This window comes from Streptococcus sp. 27098_8_23 (genome assembly GCF_041432195.1).
Taxonomy (GTDB): Bacteria; Bacillota; Bacilli; order Lactobacillales; family Streptococcaceae; genus Streptococcus.
Genome location: NZ_JAPVZF010000007.1, coordinates 15209 through 36541 on the forward strand (window position 1 = coordinate 15209; position 21333 = coordinate 36541).

Annotated in this window: 24 protein-coding genes and 2 pseudogenes; 24 read left to right on the forward strand and 2 right to left on the reverse strand. The window is 40.4% G+C overall.

All coding sequences use genetic code 11. The annotated features are described in order from the left end of the window. Nucleotides 1-13 precede the first annotated feature (13 nt). From O3652_RS08375 to O3652_RS08405, 7 genes and pseudogenes are all read left to right on the forward strand, one after another. On the forward strand, nt 14-499 hold the full coding sequence (locus O3652_RS08375) for an immunity protein YezG family protein (protein ID WP_125413718.1): 486 nt from the start codon (nt 14-16) through the stop codon (nt 497-499). 45 nt (nt 500-544) lie between these two features. Beyond that, nucleotides 545-1204: a hypothetical protein gene (locus O3652_RS08380; RefSeq protein ID WP_070568047.1), complete on the forward strand. Its 660-nt coding sequence runs from the start codon at nt 545-547 to the stop codon at nt 1202-1204. A 54-nt stretch (nt 1205-1258) separates the two neighbouring features. Then, nucleotides 1259-1743 (forward strand): annotated as a pseudogene (locus O3652_RS08385) (immunity protein YezG family protein). A 183-nt stretch (nt 1744-1926) separates the two neighbouring features. Continuing rightward, the gene (locus O3652_RS08390) at nt 1927-2673 is read left to right on the forward strand and encodes a hypothetical protein (protein WP_180364432.1); all 747 of its coding nucleotides are present in this window, start codon (nt 1927-1929) and stop codon (nt 2671-2673) included. Between the two features lie 39 nt (nt 2674-2712). Then, entirely contained in the window at nt 2713-3384 is a 672-nt protein-coding gene (locus tag O3652_RS08395; RefSeq protein WP_070568043.1) for a hypothetical protein, read from the forward strand. A 153-nt stretch (nt 3385-3537) separates the two neighbouring features. Then, nucleotides 3538-4419, forward strand: a complete 882-nt coding sequence (locus tag O3652_RS08400) for a beta-carotene 15,15'-monooxygenase (protein ID WP_070568040.1) — start codon at nt 3538-3540, stop codon at nt 4417-4419. Nucleotides 4420-4455: 36 nt separating this feature from the next. Continuing rightward, nucleotides 4456-4926 carry a hypothetical protein gene (locus O3652_RS08405; RefSeq protein WP_070568037.1) on the forward strand — a complete coding sequence of 157 codons (471 nt, stop codon included), beginning with the start codon at nt 4456-4458 and terminating at the stop codon, nt 4924-4926. 196 nt (nt 4927-5122) lie between these two features. Here the strand turns inward: O3652_RS08405 and O3652_RS08410 are convergent, their stop codons facing one another. Continuing rightward, nucleotides 5123-6076, reverse strand: coding sequence for an aromatic acid exporter family protein (locus O3652_RS08410; RefSeq protein WP_371590283.1), 954 nt, complete (start codon nt 6074-6076; stop codon nt 5123-5125). A gap of 49 nt (nt 6077-6125) precedes the next feature. After that, a complete protein-coding gene (sstT, locus tag O3652_RS08415) occupies nt 6126-7337 on the reverse strand; it encodes a serine/threonine transporter SstT (protein ID WP_268699875.1) in 1212 nt (403 codons plus the stop codon). Between the two features lie 149 nt (nt 7338-7486). Here sstT and O3652_RS08420 point away from each other — a divergent pair, with 149 nt between their 5' ends. The 17 genes and pseudogenes from O3652_RS08420 (at nt 7487) to O3652_RS08500 (ending at nt 21332) form a co-directional block, all read left to right on the forward strand. Then, the gene (locus tag O3652_RS08420; RefSeq protein ID WP_001150572.1) at nt 7487-8047 is read left to right on the forward strand and encodes a mechanosensitive ion channel family protein; all 561 of its coding nucleotides are present in this window, start codon (nt 7487-7489) and stop codon (nt 8045-8047) included. A gap of 57 nt (nt 8048-8104) precedes the next feature. Further along, a complete protein-coding gene (locus O3652_RS08425; RefSeq protein WP_268699874.1) occupies nt 8105-9013 on the forward strand; it encodes a magnesium transporter CorA family protein in 909 nt (302 codons plus the stop codon). 17 nt (nt 9014-9030) lie between these two features. Next, nucleotides 9031-9558, forward strand: a complete 528-nt coding sequence (locus O3652_RS08430; protein WP_006153778.1) for a YqeG family HAD IIIA-type phosphatase — start codon at nt 9031-9033, stop codon at nt 9556-9558. Between the two features lie 2 nt (nt 9559-9560). Continuing rightward, the gene (gene yqeH / locus O3652_RS08435) at nt 9561-10667 is read left to right on the forward strand and encodes a ribosome biogenesis GTPase YqeH (protein ID WP_371590284.1); all 1107 of its coding nucleotides are present in this window, start codon (nt 9561-9563) and stop codon (nt 10665-10667) included. A gap of 211 nt (nt 10668-10878) precedes the next feature. Continuing rightward, a complete protein-coding gene (gene yhbY, locus O3652_RS08440; protein WP_049504777.1) occupies nt 10879-11190 on the forward strand; it encodes a ribosome assembly RNA-binding protein YhbY in 312 nt (103 codons plus the stop codon). A gap of 51 nt (nt 11191-11241) precedes the next feature. Continuing rightward, entirely contained in the window at nt 11242-11871 is a 630-nt protein-coding gene (locus tag O3652_RS08445; protein ID WP_000963713.1) for a nicotinate-nucleotide adenylyltransferase, read from the forward strand. Beyond that, nucleotides 11871-12464, forward strand: a complete 594-nt coding sequence (gene yqeK, locus O3652_RS08450) for a bis(5'-nucleosyl)-tetraphosphatase (symmetrical) YqeK (RefSeq protein WP_000331220.1) — start codon at nt 11871-11873, stop codon at nt 12462-12464. The genes O3652_RS08445 and yqeK overlap by 1 nt, the downstream gene beginning before the upstream one ends. Beyond that, nucleotides 12465-12818: a ribosome silencing factor gene (gene rsfS, locus O3652_RS08455; protein ID WP_001003033.1), complete on the forward strand. Its 354-nt coding sequence runs from the start codon at nt 12465-12467 to the stop codon at nt 12816-12818. A gap of 320 nt (nt 12819-13138) precedes the next feature. Further along, a complete protein-coding gene (locus O3652_RS08460) occupies nt 13139-13879 on the forward strand; it encodes a class I SAM-dependent methyltransferase (protein ID WP_285834993.1) in 741 nt (246 codons plus the stop codon). 9 nt (nt 13880-13888) lie between these two features. Continuing rightward, on the forward strand, nt 13889-14281 hold the full coding sequence (locus tag O3652_RS08465; RefSeq protein WP_000252453.1) for a hypothetical protein: 393 nt from the start codon (nt 13889-13891) through the stop codon (nt 14279-14281). A gap of 14 nt (nt 14282-14295) precedes the next feature. Beyond that, the gene (locus tag O3652_RS08470; protein WP_371590286.1) at nt 14296-15393 is read left to right on the forward strand and encodes a nucleotidyltransferase; all 1098 of its coding nucleotides are present in this window, start codon (nt 14296-14298) and stop codon (nt 15391-15393) included. Between the two features lie 132 nt (nt 15394-15525). Further along, nucleotides 15526-15780 (forward strand): type II toxin-antitoxin system Phd/YefM family antitoxin, encoded by a 255-nt coding sequence (locus tag O3652_RS08475; protein ID WP_000388572.1) that lies wholly within the window; start codon nt 15526-15528, stop codon nt 15778-15780. A gap of 3 nt (nt 15781-15783) precedes the next feature. Next, nucleotides 15784-16030: pseudogene (locus tag O3652_RS08480) on the forward strand (Txe/YoeB family addiction module toxin). Nucleotides 16031-16240: 210 nt separating this feature from the next. After that, on the forward strand, nt 16241-18349 hold the full coding sequence (locus tag O3652_RS08485) for an N-6 DNA methylase (RefSeq protein ID WP_371590287.1): 2109 nt from the start codon (nt 16241-16243) through the stop codon (nt 18347-18349). Then, a complete protein-coding gene (locus O3652_RS08490; protein WP_057488678.1) occupies nt 18342-19649 on the forward strand; it encodes a restriction endonuclease subunit S in 1308 nt (435 codons plus the stop codon). The genes O3652_RS08485 and O3652_RS08490 overlap by 8 nt, the downstream gene beginning before the upstream one ends. Before the next feature lie 2 nt (nt 19650-19651). Then, nucleotides 19652-20335 carry a hypothetical protein gene (locus O3652_RS08495; protein WP_371590289.1) on the forward strand — a complete coding sequence of 228 codons (684 nt, stop codon included), beginning with the start codon at nt 19652-19654 and terminating at the stop codon, nt 20333-20335. A 1-nt stretch (nt 20336) separates the two neighbouring features. After that, entirely contained in the window at nt 20337-21332 is a 996-nt protein-coding gene (locus tag O3652_RS08500) for a hypothetical protein (RefSeq protein WP_371590290.1), read from the forward strand. The last annotated feature ends 1 nt before the right edge of the window (nt 21333 follow it).

The following is a 21333-nucleotide window of genomic DNA, read 5'->3' on the forward strand; positions in this document are numbered from 1 at the left end:
ATCGGAGGATAGAATGGAAGAACTAATGAATGAAAAAATTATCGAAATCGTGCATCAAACCAACGATATGATTCCAGTAGAGTGGGATGATTTGTATATTGTAATCGAGATGGATAAGACCTATAGTGGTGAAGCCTATTTCTATTTTAAGTATAAAAATCACTATCATTACCATCTGGAAATGCCAGAAGATTTTGGTCTATCGATGATGGATGTTCTAAGCGAAAACAAGGTTTTATTTAAAAAATCAGAAAATCTGAAAAGAGTGTTTATTGAAAATGACTTGGCAGATTGGTATATTTGTATCATCCATTTAGATGATAACAACAAGCTTTCAGTCGACTATGACTATGCTCCATGGTTGAAAAGTAATTTTGGACCAACTGCTCGTATGAACTTTTTCAGATATCAATCTCTAGGATTTGAACCAAGAAACGAAAAAGAACTAGAACAGTTCAAGGCCATGGAGGCCTTCCAGAAGGAACATAATGGGAAATAGTTTGCTTGGATAAGAAGAATAAAATCAGATTAGTGAGGTAATTCAATGGTGAAATTTTCAAAAATAGATCAACAACTGGAAAAAGATCTTAAACAAGCAGTTCGTAATGCTGCCAAGCGATTGAAATTTAAATCAAGAAGTAAAAATGTTTTTGATAAGGTAGGAGACTATTTCGTACATTACATGATTGATATTAATTTCCCCGATAATAAGTTTCGCCTAATCATTCGTCCTTATATCAAGCCATATATTTTTGATGATATCTTTTGGGAAGTTTTTGATATGGCGAGCAATTCGCAGGAACCCATGAGTCTTCGAGCAGTAGGAGCCTTTACGGTTCATGACTTATCATTACCCTATAAGGTAGTTAGAGAAGACTGGACGATGGAGAATCTTGACTTAGAAAAGGTTGAAACCAAGGTTTTCGAGGGGCTCTCAGAAGTGCATGAAGAAGTCATAAAACTAATTAGTGGGTTCGCAAGTTTTGAAGATTTTTATGCTTACACAGTTGAGAATGGACCAAGGATTGCCGGCTATGATCTAATAGGGATGCTTTTAATGATCCACCGGGAACAATACCAAGAAGCACTTCAAATGGCAGAAGGCTTGATCGCAAAACGAGATTTCGGAGACTTCCAAAATAAGAGTAAATGGATTAATGAATATATCGTTGATTATTGTAAAGAAAAACTCAAGGCGGATTAGGAAGTCTAGATCCCATGCTTGTCCTTAAATGTATAAACCAAACCGGAGGAACATATGGAAAAACAGATTAATGAGAAAGTGATGGAAATTGCTCAGAGTGTCCATAAGACTATACCTGTAGCTTGGAAAATCTTTTTATTAATATTACCCTGACTTTTGATGGTGGAGAAGTCTACTATTTCTTCAACGAAGAAGGAAAAAGTGACTATATTTATAATCTTTTTATTCCCAAGAAGTATAAGTTGCCTAATTCAGAATTTAGAGAAAATGAAAGACGCACCTTCAAATTAGCTTGGGAATTGAGAGAAATCTTTAAAAATGAAGAGCAGGCTTTATGGACAACATGTGTTATAAAGATTATTGGTGCAAAATTGACTGCTACATTTGACTACGCACCTTGGTTCGAGAGTGGGTTTACCTCAGGCCAACAAATGGATTTTTTTGAATACAAATACCTTGGCAAGCAGCCGGCTAACGAAAAAGAACTAGAACAGTTCAAAGCTATGGAAGCCTTCCAGAAGGAACTTAATGTAAAATAGTTTGAACTGATAAACGGCCACCCTCGAGGTGGTCTTTTATTGTTTTCCAAACGCTAGTCATAGGGTTTATGGTATACTAGTAGGACAGTTTATCTATGGGATAAGAGACTGATTTCATACAAGTCAAAAGGGAAAGGTCAGAAATGTGCGCCTTTTCCTGAAAGAAACTAGAAAGAGAAAGAGATGTTTTTAGGAAGACGTCGGATATTTTTTAACCAATACTATGATAAAGCAATCTATTATGATCGCAAAACCCACGAACTTTTGGAGGCACCAAAGAGCAAGCTCTTGGATACAGAAAAGTCTAGTAGGATGAATCGCCATATCCCCCTATTGGTAGTTCTCTTCTTATCAAGTGGTAGTGGGTTGATTTCCTTCTTCCGCTTGTTTATACAAGGAACCTATACCATGTCTACCTTCTGGAGTGTTCTTCTCATTTGGTTAGGGCAGTTTGCTTTCATCACCATCCTTGTTGAACGCGCCTTGTATCGAAATGTCAACAGGGCTCAGGTGACTACTCAAACTATTTGTCTGGCGCTTATGGAAAAGTCAGAGGAAACAAAGGAAGCTGAGGCAGAGATGAGTGAAAAAGATAGTCGCAACGCTACACGCTGGATAAGAGCATTGCTTTCTCTGGTTCCCTTGGTTGGATTTTTCTATGCCTATAATTTTATTTGGAATTACCAAGAGAGGTTGGGCACTCCCATCGGAGGAGAGATTATCAAGATTATCCTAACAGGACTTTTATTAGGCTTGACATTTGTTCTTTATAACCAAAACAATTTACCCAGAATATTTGATATCCTGGACCGCTTTTATGCTAGAAAACTGAGCCTCATCTGCCGAGCGGATGACAATCCAGATGTCTATCTGGAAGTGAGTATGGGGACGGATGAAGAATTTGTTATCAAGGAAGTGCAGAAGGACTAAGATCTTTTTTTGAAAGAATGAGATAGAAAGAGGTAGAGTATGTTTTTTCTGAGACGTCGTCGGGTTTTTATCGGAGAATGCGATGGTCAGGCGGTTTACTATGACCAAAAGACTGGGGAGGCCTTGGCTGCTCCAAAGAGTGTTTTACTCAATACGGAAGGTGCTTATAAGACCAATGCTTACATTCCTGAAATGGTTATTTTTCTGATGGCAGGTGGACCTGGTCTCTATGGCCTCCTTTCAGCCTTGGATATTGGTGTCTATAATTGGACCAGTTTGAGCTATGTGTTACTATTGTGGCTGGCTGAGTTTCTATTGTTTACCGCAATTCTTGAGCGAGGACTTTATAAAAATGTGCGCAAGGCTCAGCCAACAACGGAGAAGGTCTTTTACTATGCAGTGTCACATAATTTGATGGTAAGGGACGAACACTTTGATCCAGCTGAGGCATCTGCTACGATCTATCGAATCACTCGTTACATCATACTTGCCTTTGTTATCTATCTTTTGTATGTTTTTTACGACTGTACTCAAAAATTTGGGCAACTGATCGAACGCGGCTATGATTTTTGGGGAGCAGGTATAATGTTTTTCGTGCTCTTTTTGTTGTACAACCAAAACAATCCCGTTCGTTTTGTAAAGATTATGAAGCTCTACAGCCAAGGGAAAATCTTGTTCAAGAAAGAACCGGAGAGCGAAACGTGTAACTAGGTGTTAGGGAACAGTCAAATCCCAGAAAGTGAGTGCTGTATCTTTAACGAAGCGAGGTGTAGCTGCTACGATAGTTGCTATGTGATGGCCTCCTCAAATGGAAGATTATCAAGGATATACGGCGTTTTGCCAGATGAAATTTGGAGATGAAAAATGAAAGACATCCGTATTTTCGGTGCAGACTTTGAAAGAAGTAAGCGAATTGTGACCCAGGGGGATTTTGCTCTGACCGCAGGGATGCCCAACCCCATTCATATGGGCATCATCAACCGCCTCTTTACAGTGATTATTCTTGGATTTTGCTTTTCAGGGATTCTGATCTATGGCGTATTAATCGGGATACCAGAGTTTATCAGTGTAGATAGCGATGTTCATATCATTTCTCTGGAAGCAGGACTGCTGATTCATAACATGAGTAGCTTTCTAAAGCCCTTTAATCTGACGGTATATGTGATATCCTATCTAGGAATGGTGCTTGTTTTTTGGCCCAAAAAACGTTTGACTAGCCAGCTTTGGACCTACTTTCCCTTCTACTTTGCCATGTCCATTTGCGCTTTCATATCAGGACTGTACTTTGCCAGTGCAGTGGCCTATGATGCTTATACATGGCTGGGCTTCTGGCTTGAGCTTGGGATAGGTATGGCTCTCTTTTTCTGGATTATTCTCAATAGTATCCAGAATCTCAAGCGCAGACTAAATGATCAAGAGGAAAAGTCAATCCTCAAGCAGCTAGTCAGAATTCTCGCTGGAACCACGGCAGTTCTCTTTCCAGTTTCGCTGGTCTATCATCTGCTGTATCAAGTCCCTCTTCAGTGGTATTTCTACATTTTAGGCTTGTTTTTGCCGATTTGGTTTGTTATTGGAGCTCATTTTATCGCCTTTATGTTCAATGTCCATATCTTTCAAGCCTACTATATCCACAAATACCCAGAAGAGTATAAGGTTTATTTAAAGATATCAGACCGAGAATGGTATAGCAAACGATACTATAAAAAGCTAGTTGAAAGTGGACAGTTGCAGGAAGAGACAATGTGAGGAAATCGGTTTTCCTATATAAAATAGAGGTTATTTATGAAAATAAATGATGACGTTATTAAAAGTTTGATTTCACTCCCCTTTTTAAAGAAAAGCAGAGAAACGACTGTTCCCATCAAACAGATAAAGAAACTGCAAGAAGCGGAGAAGAATATTAATAGTTTAAAATGGGAGAATTTTGTATTAGAGAAAGATGGTGATTTTAGTGTCTATCTTTTTAAAAACCAGAGTGACATTTATAAGCACTGGAACTCACTGGGAATTAGCGCAAAAGAGGAAATAATTCCTGAAATTGAAGCACGATTAGATAACTTGATCGGGGAAGGTAAACTGGTAGCATCCATGAAAGATCAGATTCTATTTGATATCATTGGCATAGCTAGGTACCTGACCATTAAAAAAGAGGTTCCCCAAGCTGAGTCAACATTTTATGATGATTTGTATGCTTTATATCAAGCAGGCTATATCCCTTGCGGTTATGCGGGAGAAAAGTATAAAGTCTTCTAGCTTGGATTGTTACGAAAGTTAATCTTACTGATGAAATAGTATGTGATTTTTTAAGTATGGCTAGCCGTGTTAGGGATTCATGTTTTCCAGAAAATATCCCTATCTTGATGATTCAAAGGAGAATGGTCAAACAAGCTGTCCTCCCAAATCCAAAACAAAAGAACCTCAGAGGACTTCCTCTGAGGTTCTTTGCGTTCTAGTTTCCATATTTCTGGTAAAAATCGACCTTGACTTGGATAAAGGTTTCGGCTTCGCGTAGTAGCTGCAAGAGGGTGGCACGGGTTTCAAACTCCTCACGTGTTTTAGGGAGACTCCGATTGCGGAAGACTTGCAGATAGCGTTCGATGTCATCAAGTAGGTCATGAGCAGGATTGGTCTGGCTTAGCTGGGCAGCAATCTTAGAAAAGAGCTGGGCCAAGATCAAACTCTCACTTGCGGCCAGATGACAGGTATTGATCTGCTGGGCCATATTTCGCAGGATACGACTTTGTTGCTGTCTCATCTCAAAGTAGTGGATGTGGTAGTCCGTCTGGTGAAAGAGGTGATCCGAGTGATCCAGGTAGACCAGTTTGAGAGCTTCATCGAGGAGGTTGTCTAATTGGTCAACGAGTTGGGCTTGATTGCGCCCGTCTCCTCTTGACAGATAGTATTTAAAGCGAAGCAGGATGTCTTTTAACTTTTCCTCGACCTGAAGGTGGTAGCTTTGGATGGCTTTCTCACGAGAGGGCATATAAAGGTTGACCAATAGAGCAAAGCTTGTCCCGATGAGAAAGAGGAGCACTTCATTGAGCAAGAGAGCTGGAGAAGTAGATTCCTGTACCAAGAGATGACCGACCAAGACACTGCTAGGGGTGATGCCGATTTCCCAGCCCATTTTGTAAGAAAGAGGGACATAGAGAGCCAGGTAGAGGCCCAGACTCCAGATGTGAAAGCCCGTCAGCTGAAAGGCTAGAACACCGATAGCGAGCGCTAGGAGCATGGAAAAGAGGCGGTTACGTGCTAATTTCAGCGTGCTTCTGCGTGTGTCAGAGAGGCTTAAGAGGGCGATAATTCCAGCTGAAACTGCTGATGATAAATCTAAAAAATAAGCGAGAAAACAAGCGAGACAGGTCGCTAAGATCAGTTTTGTCGTACGTTGAGTGAGAGACATGAAAATTTCCTAAACTAATAGAGTCAAGTGTTTAACGAGGAATCAGAGACTAGGGACGAAGTTTTCGGTTTGTAGCATACTCGGCAACCGCTGTAAAGAGAACATCTGTTGAAGAGTTCAGGGCTGTTTCGCAGGAGTCTTGCACGACTCCGATCACAAAACCGACCCCGACAACCTGCATAGCCAAGTCGTTGGAAATCCCAAAGAGGCTACAAGCGACAGGAATGAGGAGAAGGGATCCCCCAGCGATTCCAGAGGCACCGCAGGCAGAAATGGCAGCCACGACACTGAGCACAAATGCTGTCCCAAAGTCTACCGAAATTCCGAGTGTGTTGACGGCAGCCAGGGTCAGGACATTTATGGTAACGGCAGCACCAGCCATATTGATAGTCGATCCAAGCGGGATGGAGACAGAGTAGGTGTCAGGATTCAGTCCCAGGTCTTGGCAGAGTTTCATATTGACAGGGATATTGGCAGCAGAGCTACGAGTGAAAAAGGCTGTAATGCCACTGACACGTAGGCATTTCAAAACAAGGGGATAGGGATTTTTCCTCATAAAGAGAAGGGCGATGAGTGGGTTAATGATGAGAGCTACAAAAGCCATGGTAGTAATCAAAAGTCCTAGGAGGACACCGTAGTTAGCCAGACTGGCAATGCCCTTGTCAGAGATGGTCTTAAACACCAAACCTAAAATCCCAAAGGGTGCTAGATTGATAATCCATTCTACGATTTTAGAAGTGACATCTGCCATGGTTTTCAGCAATTCTTTGCTGTGTTTACTTGCCTCTCTCATAGCCAAGCCAAAGATAACTGCCCAAGAGAGAATCCCGATATAGTTGGCTTCAACAATGGCATTCAAGGGATTGTCCACCAGTTTGAGCAGGAGATTGCTGAGGACTTGACCAATACCGTCAGGAGCAGCAACTTCTGTATTTGCACTGGTCAGGGTGATTTGCACAGGCAGTAAGAAACTAGCTAGAACAGCCACCAATGCAGCAGCAAAGGTTCCAAGCAAATATAGGGAAATAACAGTCTTCATATTGGTATTTTGTCCCTTTTGATGTTGGGAAAGGGCATTGGCAACAAGGGCAAAAACCAAAATAGGAGCGATGGCTTTCAGTCCACCTACAAAGAGGTCTCCAAGCAGACCAATTCCTGTAAGGTTTGGAAAGAGCATCCCCAATGTCGCTCCAAAAATCATTCCAATAAGGATTCGTTTGATGAGGCTTGCCTTGGTCCAGGCTCTAATGATTCGTTTCATAGCAGTCTCCTTCAAATGTATTGTTTATAATTATAGTATAAATATGCTATAGAGGCAAGTGATATTTTGAAAATAGGGCCGATAATTGAATAATTATGAAAGAAAAGAGAAGGGCGATTTTATGGTATAATAGGAAAAAGGAGTTTTATATGCAAGATTTTTTTCAACGCTATTTTGATAAACTTGATTTAACAACCATGTTAGAGAATCTCTTGACCAAAGTGATTTCTCTTTTGATTTTGTTTTTACTATTTTATATAGCTAAAAAGATGCTTCATGCGACTGTACGAAAGATTGTCAAGCCCTCACTTAAATTTTCCAATCGAGATGCTGGCAGACAAAAGACCATTTCTCGTTTGCTGGAGAATGTCTTTAACTACATTCTTTATTTCTTCTTGCTCTATTGCATCCTGTCTATTTTAGGTTTGCCAGTTTCCAGCCTCCTTGCTGGTGCGGGGATTGCTGGGGTGGCCATTGGTATGGGGGCGCAAGGCTTTCTATCCGATGTCATTAATGGCTTCTTCATCCTCTTTGAACGCCAGCTTGATGTGGGTGATGAAGTGGTTCTCACAAATGGACCGATTACCGTTTCTGGAAAGGTCGTTAGCGTAGGGATCCGTACAACGCAACTGCGAGGTGACGATCAAGCCCTTCACTTTGTTCCCAATCGCAATATCACCGTCGTCAGCAATCTATCTCGTACTGAATAGGCCGGCTATTTTAGCAGATTTATGGTACAATAGAAGGAGTTTGGTAAAGGAGAGAGTATGCTATTTGTAGAGAAAAAATTAGGTCACGATTGTACATGGATAGACCTTGATGTGGACAAGATTAAAAACATGGAAGACCTTTCGGATGTCTATGGATTGGACAAGGAAACCATTGAGTATGCTCTGGATAGAAATGAGCGTGCCCACATGGACTATCACCGTGAAACGGGAACGGTCACCTTCATTTATAATGTTCTTGATTTAGAAAAAGACAAAGAGTATTATGAAGCGATTCCGATGACCTTTATCGTTGAAAAACAACGGCTGATCACAATTAGCAATCACAAGAATAGTTATGTGATTAAACGTATGGCAACCTACCTTGAAAGCCATGAAGTTGTTTCAATCTACAAATTTCTTTTTGCCAGTTTAGAGATTATTAGCAATGCTTATTATCCGGTTATTGAAGAAATGGATAAAAGTAAGGATGAAATCAGTGCACTTCTTCGTCAAAAAACAACTAAAAAAAATCTTTTTGCCCTCTCTGACTTGGAAACTGGTATGGTTTACCTGACAGCAGCTGCCAAACAAAATCGTCTCCTCTTGGAACACATCCAAGGGCATGCTCTTTATCGCAATTTTAATGAGGTAGAAAGAGAGCAGTTTGACGATGCCATGATTGAAGCGCATCAGTTGGTTTCGATGACAGACTTGATTTCTCAAGTTTTGCAACAACTCTCAGCCTCTTACAACAACATCCTAAATAATAATCTAAATGATAATTTGACAACTTTGACAATTATCTCAGTCTTGCTAGCTATCCTTGCAGTTATTACAGGATTCTTCGGAATGAATGTTCCCTTACCGTTTGCAGATGAACCAAATGCTTGGATTTATATTTTGCTAGCTAGTCTCATTTTATGGGTAGTCTTAGCCCAATGTTTAAAGAAAATTGCTAGAAATTAAAAAGAAAAGGAGCCAGAATGGCGATTGAAAATTATATGCCAGATTTTGCTGTGGAAGCAGTATATGATCTGACAGTCCCAAGCCTGCAAGCGCAGGGAATCAAGGCTGTTTTGGTCGATTTGGACAATACCCTCATTGCTTGGAACAACCCTGATGGGACGCCAGAAATGAAGCAATGGCTACATGACCTCCGTGACGCGGGTATCCGCATCATCGTGGTCTCAAATAACACCAAAAAACGAGTTCAACGTGCAGTTGAGAAATTTGGGATTGATTACGTTTATTGGGCCTTGAAGCCTTTCACATTTGGGATTGACCGTGCCATGAAAGAATTCCATTATGAGAAAAATGAAGTGGTCATGGTCGGCGACCAACTTATGACAGATATACGAGCAGCCCATCGTGCAGGCATTCGCTCAATTTTGGTCAAACCCTTGGTCCAACACGACTCCATCAAAACGCAAATCAACCGAGCTCGCGAGCGTCGTGTCATGAAGCAAATCACTGAAAAGTACGGACCGATTACATATAAAAAAGGAATTTAACTATGGAAGAAATTCTCTGTATTGGTTGTGGAGCAACCATTCAGACGACAGACAAGGCTGGTTTTGGATTTACGCCCCAGTCGGCACTCGAAAAAGGTTTGGAGACAGGCGAAGTCTATTGCCAACGCTGTTTCCGTCTCCGTCATTACAATGAAATCACAGATGTTCAGTTGACGGACGATGATTTCCTCAAACTCTTGCACGAGGTTGGAGACAGTGATGCCTTGGTGGTCAATGTCATTGATATCTTTGACTTTAATGGCTCTGTCATCCCAGGCTTGCCACGCTTTGTATCGGGTAATGATGTTCTCTTGGTCGGAAATAAAAAAGATATTCTGCCCAAGTCTGTTAAACCGAGCAAGATTAGCCAGTGGCTTATGGAACGTGCCCACGAAGAAGGACTTCGTCCAGTAGATGTCGTCCTGACTTCAGCTCAAAACAAGCATGCCATTAAGGAAGTCATTGATAAGATTGAGCATTATCGTAAGGGACGCGATGTCTATGTGGTCGGTGTGACTAACGTTGGAAAGTCAACTCTCATCAATGCCATTATTCAAGAAATAACGGGTGACCAGAATGTCATCACGACTTCGCGCTTCCCAGGGACAACTTTGGACAAGATTGAGATCCCACTTGACGACGGATCTTATATCTACGATACACCGGGGATCATTCATCGCCACCAGATGGCTCACTACTTGACGGCTAAAAACCTCAAGTATGTCAGCCCTAAAAAGGAAATCAAGCCCAAAACCTATCAGCTTAACCCTGAACAAACCCTGTTTCTAGGTGGTCTCGGACGCTTTGACTTTATATCAGGAGAAAAACAAGGCTTCACAGCCTTCTTTGACAATGAACTCAAACTCCACCGTACCAAGCTAGAAGGCGCTAGTGCCTTTTATGACAAACACCTTGGAACCCTTTTGACACCACCAAATAGCAAGGAAAAAGAAGATTTCCCAAAACTAGTCCAGCATGTATTTACCATTAAGGACAAGACAGACCTGGTCATCTCAGGCCTAGGCTGGATCCGCGTAACAGGTAGCGCCAAAGTCGCCGTTTGGGCACCAGAAGGCGTCGCCGTCGTCACACGAAAAGCCATTATTTAAAATAAAATCACTGAGCGAACAAAGTGAGCTCATAAAAAGATAGTTATTGCCGTGGTGTGATTGCCAATCGTTAGATTGGCAAGGGGCACACTTGAGACCCAAGCTCAATTGTGAGGTCAGGAAATCCATTTTTCAAAGATGAGATCTTTGAAAAATTAGTTCCGACCGTCCCTCACCACCTAAAATAACTATCAAAAAAGGAAGAAAGATTATGTCATTAACATCGAAACAACGTGCCTTCCTCAACAGCCAGGCACACACCCTCAAACCCATCATCCAAATTGGAAAAAATGGTCTCAACGACCAAATCAAAACTAGCGTCCGTCAGGCTCTCGACGCCCGCGAATTGATTAAAGTCACGCTCTTGCAAAACACAGATGAAAACATCCACGAAGTAGCTGAAATCTTGGAAGAAGAAATCGGTGTGGATACTGTCCAAAAAATCGGACGCATCTTGATCTTGTTTAAACAATCCAGCAAGAAAGAAAATCGCAAGATTTCTAAAAAAGTCAGAGAAATCTAAACACCTACTCCAAACAACTGTTTTTACAGAGAATTAAAGGAAGACGAGCCTATGGCAATCGAATTATTGACTCCCTTTACCAAGGTAGAGTTGGAGCCAGAAATCAAGGAGAAAAAACGCAAACAAGTCGGGATTTTAGGGGGGAATTTTAACCCTGTTCACAATGCCCATCTTGTTGTGGCGGACCAAGTACGACAACAGTTAGGACTGGACCAGGTCCTGCTTATGCCCGAATACCAACCACCTCATGTGGATAAAAAGGAAACCATCCCCGAGCACCATCGGCTCAAGATGCTTGAATTGGCGATTGAGGGGATTGAAGGCTTAGCCATTGAAACTATTGAGCTGGAGCGCAAGGGCATTTCTTACACCTACGACACTATGAAGATTTTGACAGAGCAACATCCAGATACGGATTATTACTTCATTATCGGGGCTGATATGGTGGACTATCTGCCTAAATGGTACCGAATTGATGAGCTGGTCGACATGGTTCAGTTTGTTGGGGTTCAGCGCCCACGCTACAAGGCAGGGACTTCCTATCCAGTTATCTGGGTGGATGTGCCTCTCATGGACATCTCGTCCAGCATGGTGCGTGACTTCATTGCCCAAGGTCGGAAACCTAACTTTCTCCTACCTCAGCCAGTGTTAGACTACATCGAGAAGGAGGGGCTCTACTGATGGCCTACCAAGACTATATCAACTGCTCCCGAGAGGCTTTGTTGGAAAAAATGGCAGAGCTTCTACCTGAAAAACGGTTAACCCATTGTTTGGGGGTGGAGCGTGCAGCCATAGAGTTAGCGGAGAGATTTGGAGTCGATACCGAGAAAGCGGGTCTAGCAGGCCTTCTTCATGATTATGCTAAAAAGCTGTCAGATCAGGAATTTCTAGACTTGATTGACCGTTACCGGCTAGATCCTGACCTCAAAAATTGGGGTAATAATGTCTGGCATGGCATGGTTGGCATCTACAAGATTCAGGAAGATTTGGATTTGCATGATCCAGAAATCCTGCGAGCTATTGAAATCCATACAGTCGGAGCTGGTCAGATGACCGATCTAGACAAAGTCATCTACGTCGCAGATTATATCGAGCACAATCGTGCCTTTCCTGGAGTGGACGAGGCACGTGAGATTGCTGTGCTATCGCTCAATAAGGCAGTGGCCTACGAAACAGCTCGTACCGTGGAGCATCTAGCTCATCAGGGATTCCCCATCTATCCCCAAACCCTGGAAACCTATAACGCCTTTGTGCACTATTTGAAAGAGGACTAAATGAACGAAAAAGAATTACTAGAACTAGTCGTGAAAGCGGCTGATGAAAAACGTGCGGAGGATATCCTTGCACTTGATGTACAGAATTTGACCAGCGTGACAGACTACTTTGTTATCACTAGCTCGATGAATAGTCGTCAGTTGGACGCTATCGCAGATAATATCCGTGAAAAAGTAGCGGAAGCAGGTTTTAAAGGCAGCCATGTTGAAGGCGATGCAGCGGGAGGTTGGGTTTTGTTGGACCTCGGCGGTGTCGTTGTGCATATCTTCTCAGAAGAAATGCGTGCCCATTATAACCTAGAAAAACTATGGCATGAGGCGGAGTCTGTAGATATTTCAGAAGCGTTGGCCTAGTAGATGAACTCAGTTGCAGGCAACTGGGTTTATTTGCTTATTTTAGAAAAAATGGATAGAAAGGTGAGGGCGTCGTGTTTTGTTCATCTCGAAACTGAATACGAACTAAATGCTGCGAGAAAAAGAGTAACTTCCTTTGTATTTGACGATACAGCAGAAAGTTTCCTATTTTCTCCTTGCTTTTAACGCTCTTTGTATCTTAGAAAGGATTTGAACCCGTCCTGTAATCGTCGGAAAATAGATAGCCTTCCTTGGAGCTAGGCTCCATCGTCAAGCTCCTAATTTTCATTCCGATTACGGGCGGACTTGGTATCATGAATATGGCGACTTATGAAACCTTTGCGGCTGTTTACGATGCTGTGATGGATGATAGTTTATACGATAAATGGACGGATTTTTCTCTACGTCATTTGCCTAAGACCAAGGAGAGAAAGAAACTTTTGGAATTGGCTTGTGGAACAGGTATCCAGTCTGTCCGCTTTTCTCAAACTGGCTTTGATGTGACAGGACTTGACTTGAGCGCGGATATGTTGAAGATTGCGGAGAAAAGAGCGGCTTCAGCCAAGCAAAAGATTGATTTTATTGAAGGCAATATGCTGGATTTGTCCAAGGCTGGTCAGTACGACTTTGTTACGTGTTACTCGGACTCTATCTGCTACATGCAGGATGAGGTAGAGGTAGGAGACGTCTTTAAGGAAGTGTATAATGCCCTCAATGAAGACGGAGTATTCATCTTTGATGTGCATTCAACTTACCAGACAGATGAAGTTTTTCCAGGCTATTCCTACCATGAAAATGCGGAAGATTTCGCTATGCTCTGGGATACCTATGAGGATGCGGCTCCTCACTCCATCGTGCATGAGTTGACCTTCTTTGTCAAGGAAGCGGACGGTTCCTTTAGTCGCCACGATGAAGTGCATGAGGAGCGAACCTATGAGGTCTTGACCTATGATATTTTGCTGGAACAGGCTGGTTTCAAGTCTTTCAAACTCTATGCGGACTTTGAGGACAAGGGGCCGACAGAAACCAGCACCCGTTGGTTTTTTGTCGCGCAGAAGTAGGAGATGGATATGGTTCGATCAAAATATTCTTGGGAAGAAGTTTCGCAGTTTAATCGTATTCGTCAAAATGGAACGCTTTGGGAGAAAGATGGACAATACTTCTATGTTCAGGAAGAAGGAACCGTATTTTCAGAGTTAGTCGTTTACGATATGTCTAAGAAACTTTTTGATATGTTAGTAAATGAAATAAAATCGGAGGATGATATCCGACATATGCTGATGTATGGAACATGGCCAATGACAGTTGCTGGATGCCATAGGCCAACTATGTTGATAGCTTATCCTGAGTTACAAAAAAATTATAGTAATGAACAACTGGCAGAAATCCTTCCAGTAGGAGAAAAACAATGGCTTAACTGGAGAGGAAGATTGCCTGAGCGGTATCGTAGATTTCGTCATTAGAATGGGAGAACATTATGACCATCACAGGTATTATCGCGGAGTTTAATCCTTTTCATAATGGGCACAAATATCTGCTTGAGCAGGCGGAGGGACTGAAAATCGTTGCCATGTCTGGGAATTTCATGCAGAGAGGGGAGCCTGCTATCGTGGACAAGTGGACACGGGCCCAGATGGCGCTGGAAAATGGAGCGGATCTGGTAGTGGAATTACCCTTTTTAGTCAGTGTTCAGGCAGCGGATTTCTTTGGACAAGGAGCTGTGGATATCTTGGCTCGCTTGGGGATTGATACTCTAGCTTTCGGGACGGAGGAAGTTCTGGATTATCAGAAAATTGCTGACCTATACACGGAGCAAGGCACTGAGATGGAGAAATTTGTGGAAAATCTGCCTGATTCCCTCTCCTATCCCCAGAAAACTCAAGCTATGTGGAAGGAATTTGCAGGCCTTGATTTTTCTGGCAATACGCCCAATCATGTTCTAGCTTTGGCCTATGCCAAGGCGGTTGCGGGACGTAGAATCAAACTCCATCCGATTCAGCGTCAGGGAGCGGGTTATCATTCTGTGGACAAGGATGTGGACTTTGCCTCGGCGACAGCCCTTCGTCAGCATCAATCAGACCAAGGTTTCTTAGAACGCTTTATGCCTTCTGTTGCTCTCTTTGAACAGGCCAGTAAGGTAAGATGGGATGACTATTTTCCATTTCTCCGCTATCAAATCTTGTCAAATCCAGAACTAACGACCATCTATCAGGTCAATCAAGAAATGGCGGTGCGCATCAAGGAAGCTATCAAAAAAGCCCAGTCTGTGGAGGAATTGGTCGAGGCGGTTGCCACCAAACGTTACACAAAAGCGCGTGTCAGACGCCTATTGACTTATATCTTGGTGCAAGCTAGAGAAAGTGACTTGCCAGAAGGTATCCATGTCCTTGGCTTTACCGAAAAAGGCAGACAACACCTCAAGTCACTGAAAGGGCAGGTCCATCTAGTCAGTCGAATTGGCAAAGAACCTTGGGATGCTATGACTCAAAAGGCAGACCAGATCTACCAACTAGGACAGCCAAGTATAGCAGAGCAGAATTTCGGCAGAGTGCCGATTGGAATAGAATCAAACTAAGTCTACTAAAAGGTAGGCTTTTTTAGAAGATTTTCGAATAAATAGATAGAAAAGAAAAATCTTGTACAAGTTCCTGACAATTTCTTTCTTTTTGTGTATAATAGTGGAAAAGAGGTAAAACGAGGTATGGTTATGGAAGCAGTTCTTTACTCAACATTCCGAAATCATTTAAAAGACTACATGAAGAAGGTAAACGATGAATTTGAGCCTTTAACGGTGGTCAATAAAAATCCAGATGAGGATATTGTAGTCCTTTCAAAGAGCGAGTGGGATAGTATTCAGGAAACCCTGAGAATCGCTCAAAATAAGGAACTTTCCGACAAGGTCTTGCGAGGAATGGCTCAAGTTCGTGCTGGAAGCACTCAGGTACATGTGATTGAGGAGTAATGGATGTTGCTCAAGTTTACAGAAGATACCTGGGCAGATTATTGCTACTGGCAAAACCAAGATAAGAAGACATTAAAAAGAATCAATAAATTAATCAAGGATATTCAACGCGATCCTTTTGTAGGAATGGGGAAACCAGAAGTATGACTATCAAGGAGCTTGGTCACGTCGCATTGATGCAGAAAATCGCTTGATTTATATGATGGATGGGGATAACATCGCTTTCTTGTCCTTCAAAGATCATTACTAAGTCTACTGAAAGGTAGGCTTTTTTATTTTAGAAATTTTAGATAGGCAATTGAAGATAAAATTTTTTGGAGAATGATAGACTTCCTAAGTTAAAAAATCAGTGAGAAATTATTAGTATAATAATTAGATTCTTATCCCTTGAATCCGCTTAATAACTCTTATTTTGTGGTATAATGAAGAGAATTGTTAATAATAAAAACAGGGGAAGCAAATGTCTAATTTCAAAGAAAAACTACCGCTATTCCAGTCGAACGATGTTCAGATTTCAAATGTGGTCAATGCAGTTTGGTCGATTGCGAATACCTTACGTGGGGCTTACCGTGCAGATAAGTATCGAGATGTTATCATTCCGATGTTTGTCTTGACTCGCTTGGAAGCTGCTTTATTGCCAACGAAAGACGAAGTAGTTGCACTTTATAAGTCAAATCCCAATACACCTGAGAAGGTTCTTGAGAATAAATCTGGCTACAAATATTATAACACCAGTTCTTTCACGCTAGAAAACCTCCAAAATGATCCCAATGCGATTGAAGAAAATTTTATAGCCTACCTAGATGGTTATTCTTGTCGTGTGAAGGACATTATCGAAAACCTTAAGTTTAAAGAGCAGGTCCGTACACTTGCACAGTCTGGACGTCTTTTTACAGTGATTAAGAAATTTTCTCAGATTGATTTGTCGCCAAGTTCTGTGGACTCAATGGTGATGGGTTATATGTTCGAGGATATTATCCGTCGTTTTTCTGAAAATGAGGAGGCAGGTTCCCACTATACGCCTCGTGAAGTTATTGCTCTGATGGTCAATCTACTCTTGATCGAAGCTGATGAAGAATTATTTGTCGATAAAAAAGAGTTGAAAATCTTAGATATGGCTGCTGGGACAGGTGGTATGCTGGCTACAGCTAAAAGTTATATCCGTAAGCTCGATACAGGGGCAACTGTCCGTCTTTTTGGTCAGGAAGTTTTACCTGAGACTTTCGGGATTGGTCAAGCGGATATGTTGATTCGTCAGGAAGACTCAGACTATTTCGTGAAGACCGATACATTAAAAGATCCGGATCCATTCCCAGATAAGAAGATGAGTTTTATCATTGCCAATCCTCCTTTTGGTCAATCCTGGGGCGGGAAAGATGCAGATGATGGCGTAGAAGACGCAGTTAAAAGAGATCATAATCTCTTTGAGAGTACAGAAGGTCAAAAAGGACGTTTTGTAGCGACTCCGGGAACTGGCGATGCCCAACTTCTGTTCCATCTTCATGGTTTAGCTAAATTAGAAGAAAATGGGCGTGCTGCTATCATCTCAAACGGTTCACCTCTCTTTTCTGGAGGTACTTCATCTGGAGAAAGTCAGATCCGTCGTTACATTCTTGAGAATGATTTGCTAGAAGCTATTATTGCCCTTCCGGGACAGTTTTTCTACAATACAGGGATTGGGATTTATATCTGGATTTATAATAAAAACAAATCTCCTGAGCGTCAAAATAAGGTTCAGTTTATCGATGCGACAGAGGAGTTTGTTCCTTTGCGTAAATCTCTGGGACAAAAACGTCGTGAGTTGTCTCATGACAATATCCGCCATATCCTCAAATGGTATGATGATTTCAAAGAAAATGACCATGTGAAAATCTTTGATAAGGAAGAGTTTCTTTACCGAGAATATACAGTCATGCAACCTCTGCAACGTCGTGGCTGGATTACTGAAGAAACCATTGAGAAGGCCAAAAGTGTTCCTTTCCTAGCTAAACTGTTTGACGAATACCAGTATCAAGAATTGCTAGAGATGGAACCACGCTCAGCCAAGGATGAGAAAAAATTACAAGGCTTTGAAGCTGGGAAAGACAAGCAAGAAGCTATCTTGGATGCTCTTCGTGAGGGAATCACGGAGGATAGTTTTCCTAACTTTGAAAGCTTTGTCCAAGTCATTAAGGACTTGTTGGGAGACATCAAGGTAACACCTGCCAATATCAATGCTTTAGCTCTAGCTATGAGTGAGATGGACAAGACAGCAGAAGTCATCCGTACTAAGAAGAAAGACAAGCCAAATGAGATTGCTGGAGGGATTGTCTATGATAAGACCACCAAGGATAGTGAAATCGTCAAGCTGACAGAGGATGTTGAAGACTACTTTGCGCGTGAGGTCTATCCCCATGTACCTGATGCTCACTACTGGTTTGATGAAGAAAAGGGCTATGGAGCCGAGATTCCTTTTACCCGCTATTTCTATCACTACCAAGCACCAGAAAGTGCAGAGAAGCTTTTGGAAGAGTTCTATGACCTAGAAGCAGAGCTACAGACTCTCTTGGAGGAACTAAAACATGACTAGGATGAAAGAGAGTGGCATCGACTGGATCGGACAGATACCAGAAGAGTGGAGAGTAAGGCCAATAAAGCATATAGTAGAGACACCTGTTACTGATGGACCGCATGAAACACCAGTATTATTTGATACAGGAATCCCATTTTTATCTGCAGAAGCTGTAAAAGATGGCGTTTTGGATTTTAATTATAAGCGTGGATATATTTCATTAAAAGATCATGAACGTTTTAAGAAAAAAATTTCGCCCAAAAAAGATGATATTTTTATCGTAAAATCCGGTGCAACAACAGGAAATGTTGGTATAGTCAATACGGAAGAGATTTTTGATATTTGGTCTCCGTTAGCTTTAATTAGATGTAATAAAACATTAGCTATTCAAAAATACATTTATTTTTATTTGTTATCTACTCTGTTTAAATCCCAAGTAGAATTTAATTGGTCTTTTGGAACTCAACAAAATATAGGAATGGGGGTTATAGAAAGAATAAAAGTTATCCTACCTCCTGTATCGGAGCAGCAAAAAATTGTAGAGGTTCTAGACAAGAAAACTGCCCAGTTGGATAAGGTAAAAAGTCTACTGGAGGAGCAAATTCAAAAACTCAAAGACTACCGAGCTAGCTTGATTTATGAGACCGTCACAAAAGGATTAGATAAAACAGCCCTTATGAAAGATTCAGGAATCGACTGGATCGGACAGGTGCCTGAGGGGTGGGGAGTGAAGCCACTTAAGTATTTAATTAAATTTAAAAATGGTTATGCTTTTGATAGTAAACATTTAACTATGGAGCAAACAGGTGTCAAGGTTATTAGAATTGGAGATTTTAAGTCATCCGGTATAGATTTTAATGCATCATTAAATGTTTTTACTAGTTTTAATAGTAAGTTAGACTTTTACAGAATTAGAAAAAGTCAAATTTTAATAGCCATGAGTGGTGCAACTGTAGGTAAGATATCATTTGTTAATCAAGAACCTAATGTATATAGTGTTATAAATCAACGCGTAGGTATTATAGAGTCTGAGATAAACAAATGGATATATTATTGTTTATCTACTGATTCCTTCATGAGCTATATTCAATTAAATTCAAACGGTTCTGCCCAACCTAATATATCTTCTGGTGAAATATCTGATTTTAAAGTTGCAATTCCTGATGATGTAGTAATTCAAAAATGTGTAAAATATCTAGATAACCAACTTGAAAGTATCAATAAACTAATTCAAATCAAGAATCAGCAAATTGAAAATATTAATAAACAACGACAAACTCTTATTTATGATTATGTGACAGGGAAGAGGAGGGTGTAGGATTGCTATTTGGAACTGATTTAAAATTTCGTTTAGCTTACTTTTTTACCGCATTTTTTCCCGCATTTTTATTGATTTATTTTTCATTAGTAGATATTCATCATTTTTTATTAAAAGAGACTGAGTCGTTACCTTGTTATTTAAGTAGGAACTTGTGGCATTTTCTTATGTTATCAGTATTACTTTCTATAATGCTAATATCAATTTACAGTATACGTGGATATATCAACGGACGGAGGAGTGAAGAAAATATTGTTAAAAATATTGTTTTAAATTTTAATGTATCTAAGGTCACGTTGAAAAATAATTCTCAAGGCAAAGTGATTGATATTCAAGACGGACCAAAAATAAATCCAGGATTCATATCCTTTGTATCGTCAACCATCGTACCCTCTTTAGTTTTGAAATTTATGAATGGAGTTAGTGCTCTAGCAGTAATTATAATTATTGTTTTCTTTTTTGTGTTATTAATGCTTAGCAATGATATTTTTCCAAACTTGATATTACCTATTTTTGGTATCAATTTATTAGTAACAAAAGATAACTACAATATATTTTTCTTTCGAAAAGACTCGGCTGTATTTTCTGGTGTGAAAAGGATTTGTACTCTAGGAAACACTGGTACAATGGCAAGAACATTTGTTTTTTTTGATCAAGAAGTATTAAACGATGAAATAGGAGAGTAGAATGGTAGAAATATATGCAATTGGCTGGCAGGCTGGACGAGGTAAGTCACTTGGAAAATTGAAAAATTTTAGAAAAGTTATCTCAGATGAAGCTAGTGATTATATACATAATATTCAATTTGCTAATAATCCAAATTCTGAGAAATCAACTTTAAAGGAAAAATTTGAAGAATCAATTGAGTCATTACAAAATGTTGAAACGAATGGGAATAATACGGAAGTTCCATTTTATAGAAAGGTTGATGAGAGTCTCCAGTCTGAAATAGATAGAATACAATTAGTCTCATCTCAATTAGAAACAGATTTACCTCCTCTAAAGGACTTTGAAGATATACGATTGTATCTAGTTTGTGAAGAAATTGATGGTGTACAGTACAAATATTTTTTGAAATCAATTCGAGCCGCGAAATTAGAAACTAGATTTATTGCTACTGTTACTTCTGGAAAAGTTAGAATAGTTGATATAGAAAAAAATGAGGGAAGAAGTCTTCCGTTCATCATAAGTTATGCTGAAAAAACTGAAAACAATGAAACTGTACAATATATCTTTAATGTTCAGGATTATGAAATTATGTTTGGTTTTAATGAGTCAAAAATAATCAAGGCTGAAGAGAATTATGAGAAATTTTTATCTCATGATTTTAAATTATCGACGGATTTTAAAGTGAAGGTATCTGATGAAGAATCTAAAAAAATAAAAGCTAAATTAAAAAGTCATCGTAAATTGATTAATTTGCTTGCAAAATATAATGATGAAGCATCGAGCTATGAATGGGAATTTGTAAAGAAAGCGAATGAATTATCAGAACAGTTTTTTCAAACACCTTTCACTTTTAATGAAAAAAGTAAAGAGATATATCTAACAGCAGAGTCTCTTGAGGCCTTTATTTCTGTGATTACAAATGCAAAGAAATTGGGTATTGCTAAAAATGAATACGAAGATTCACTTGCAGATAAACGTCAGAAAGATAAAAAAGATAATATTGAAGTACAATAAA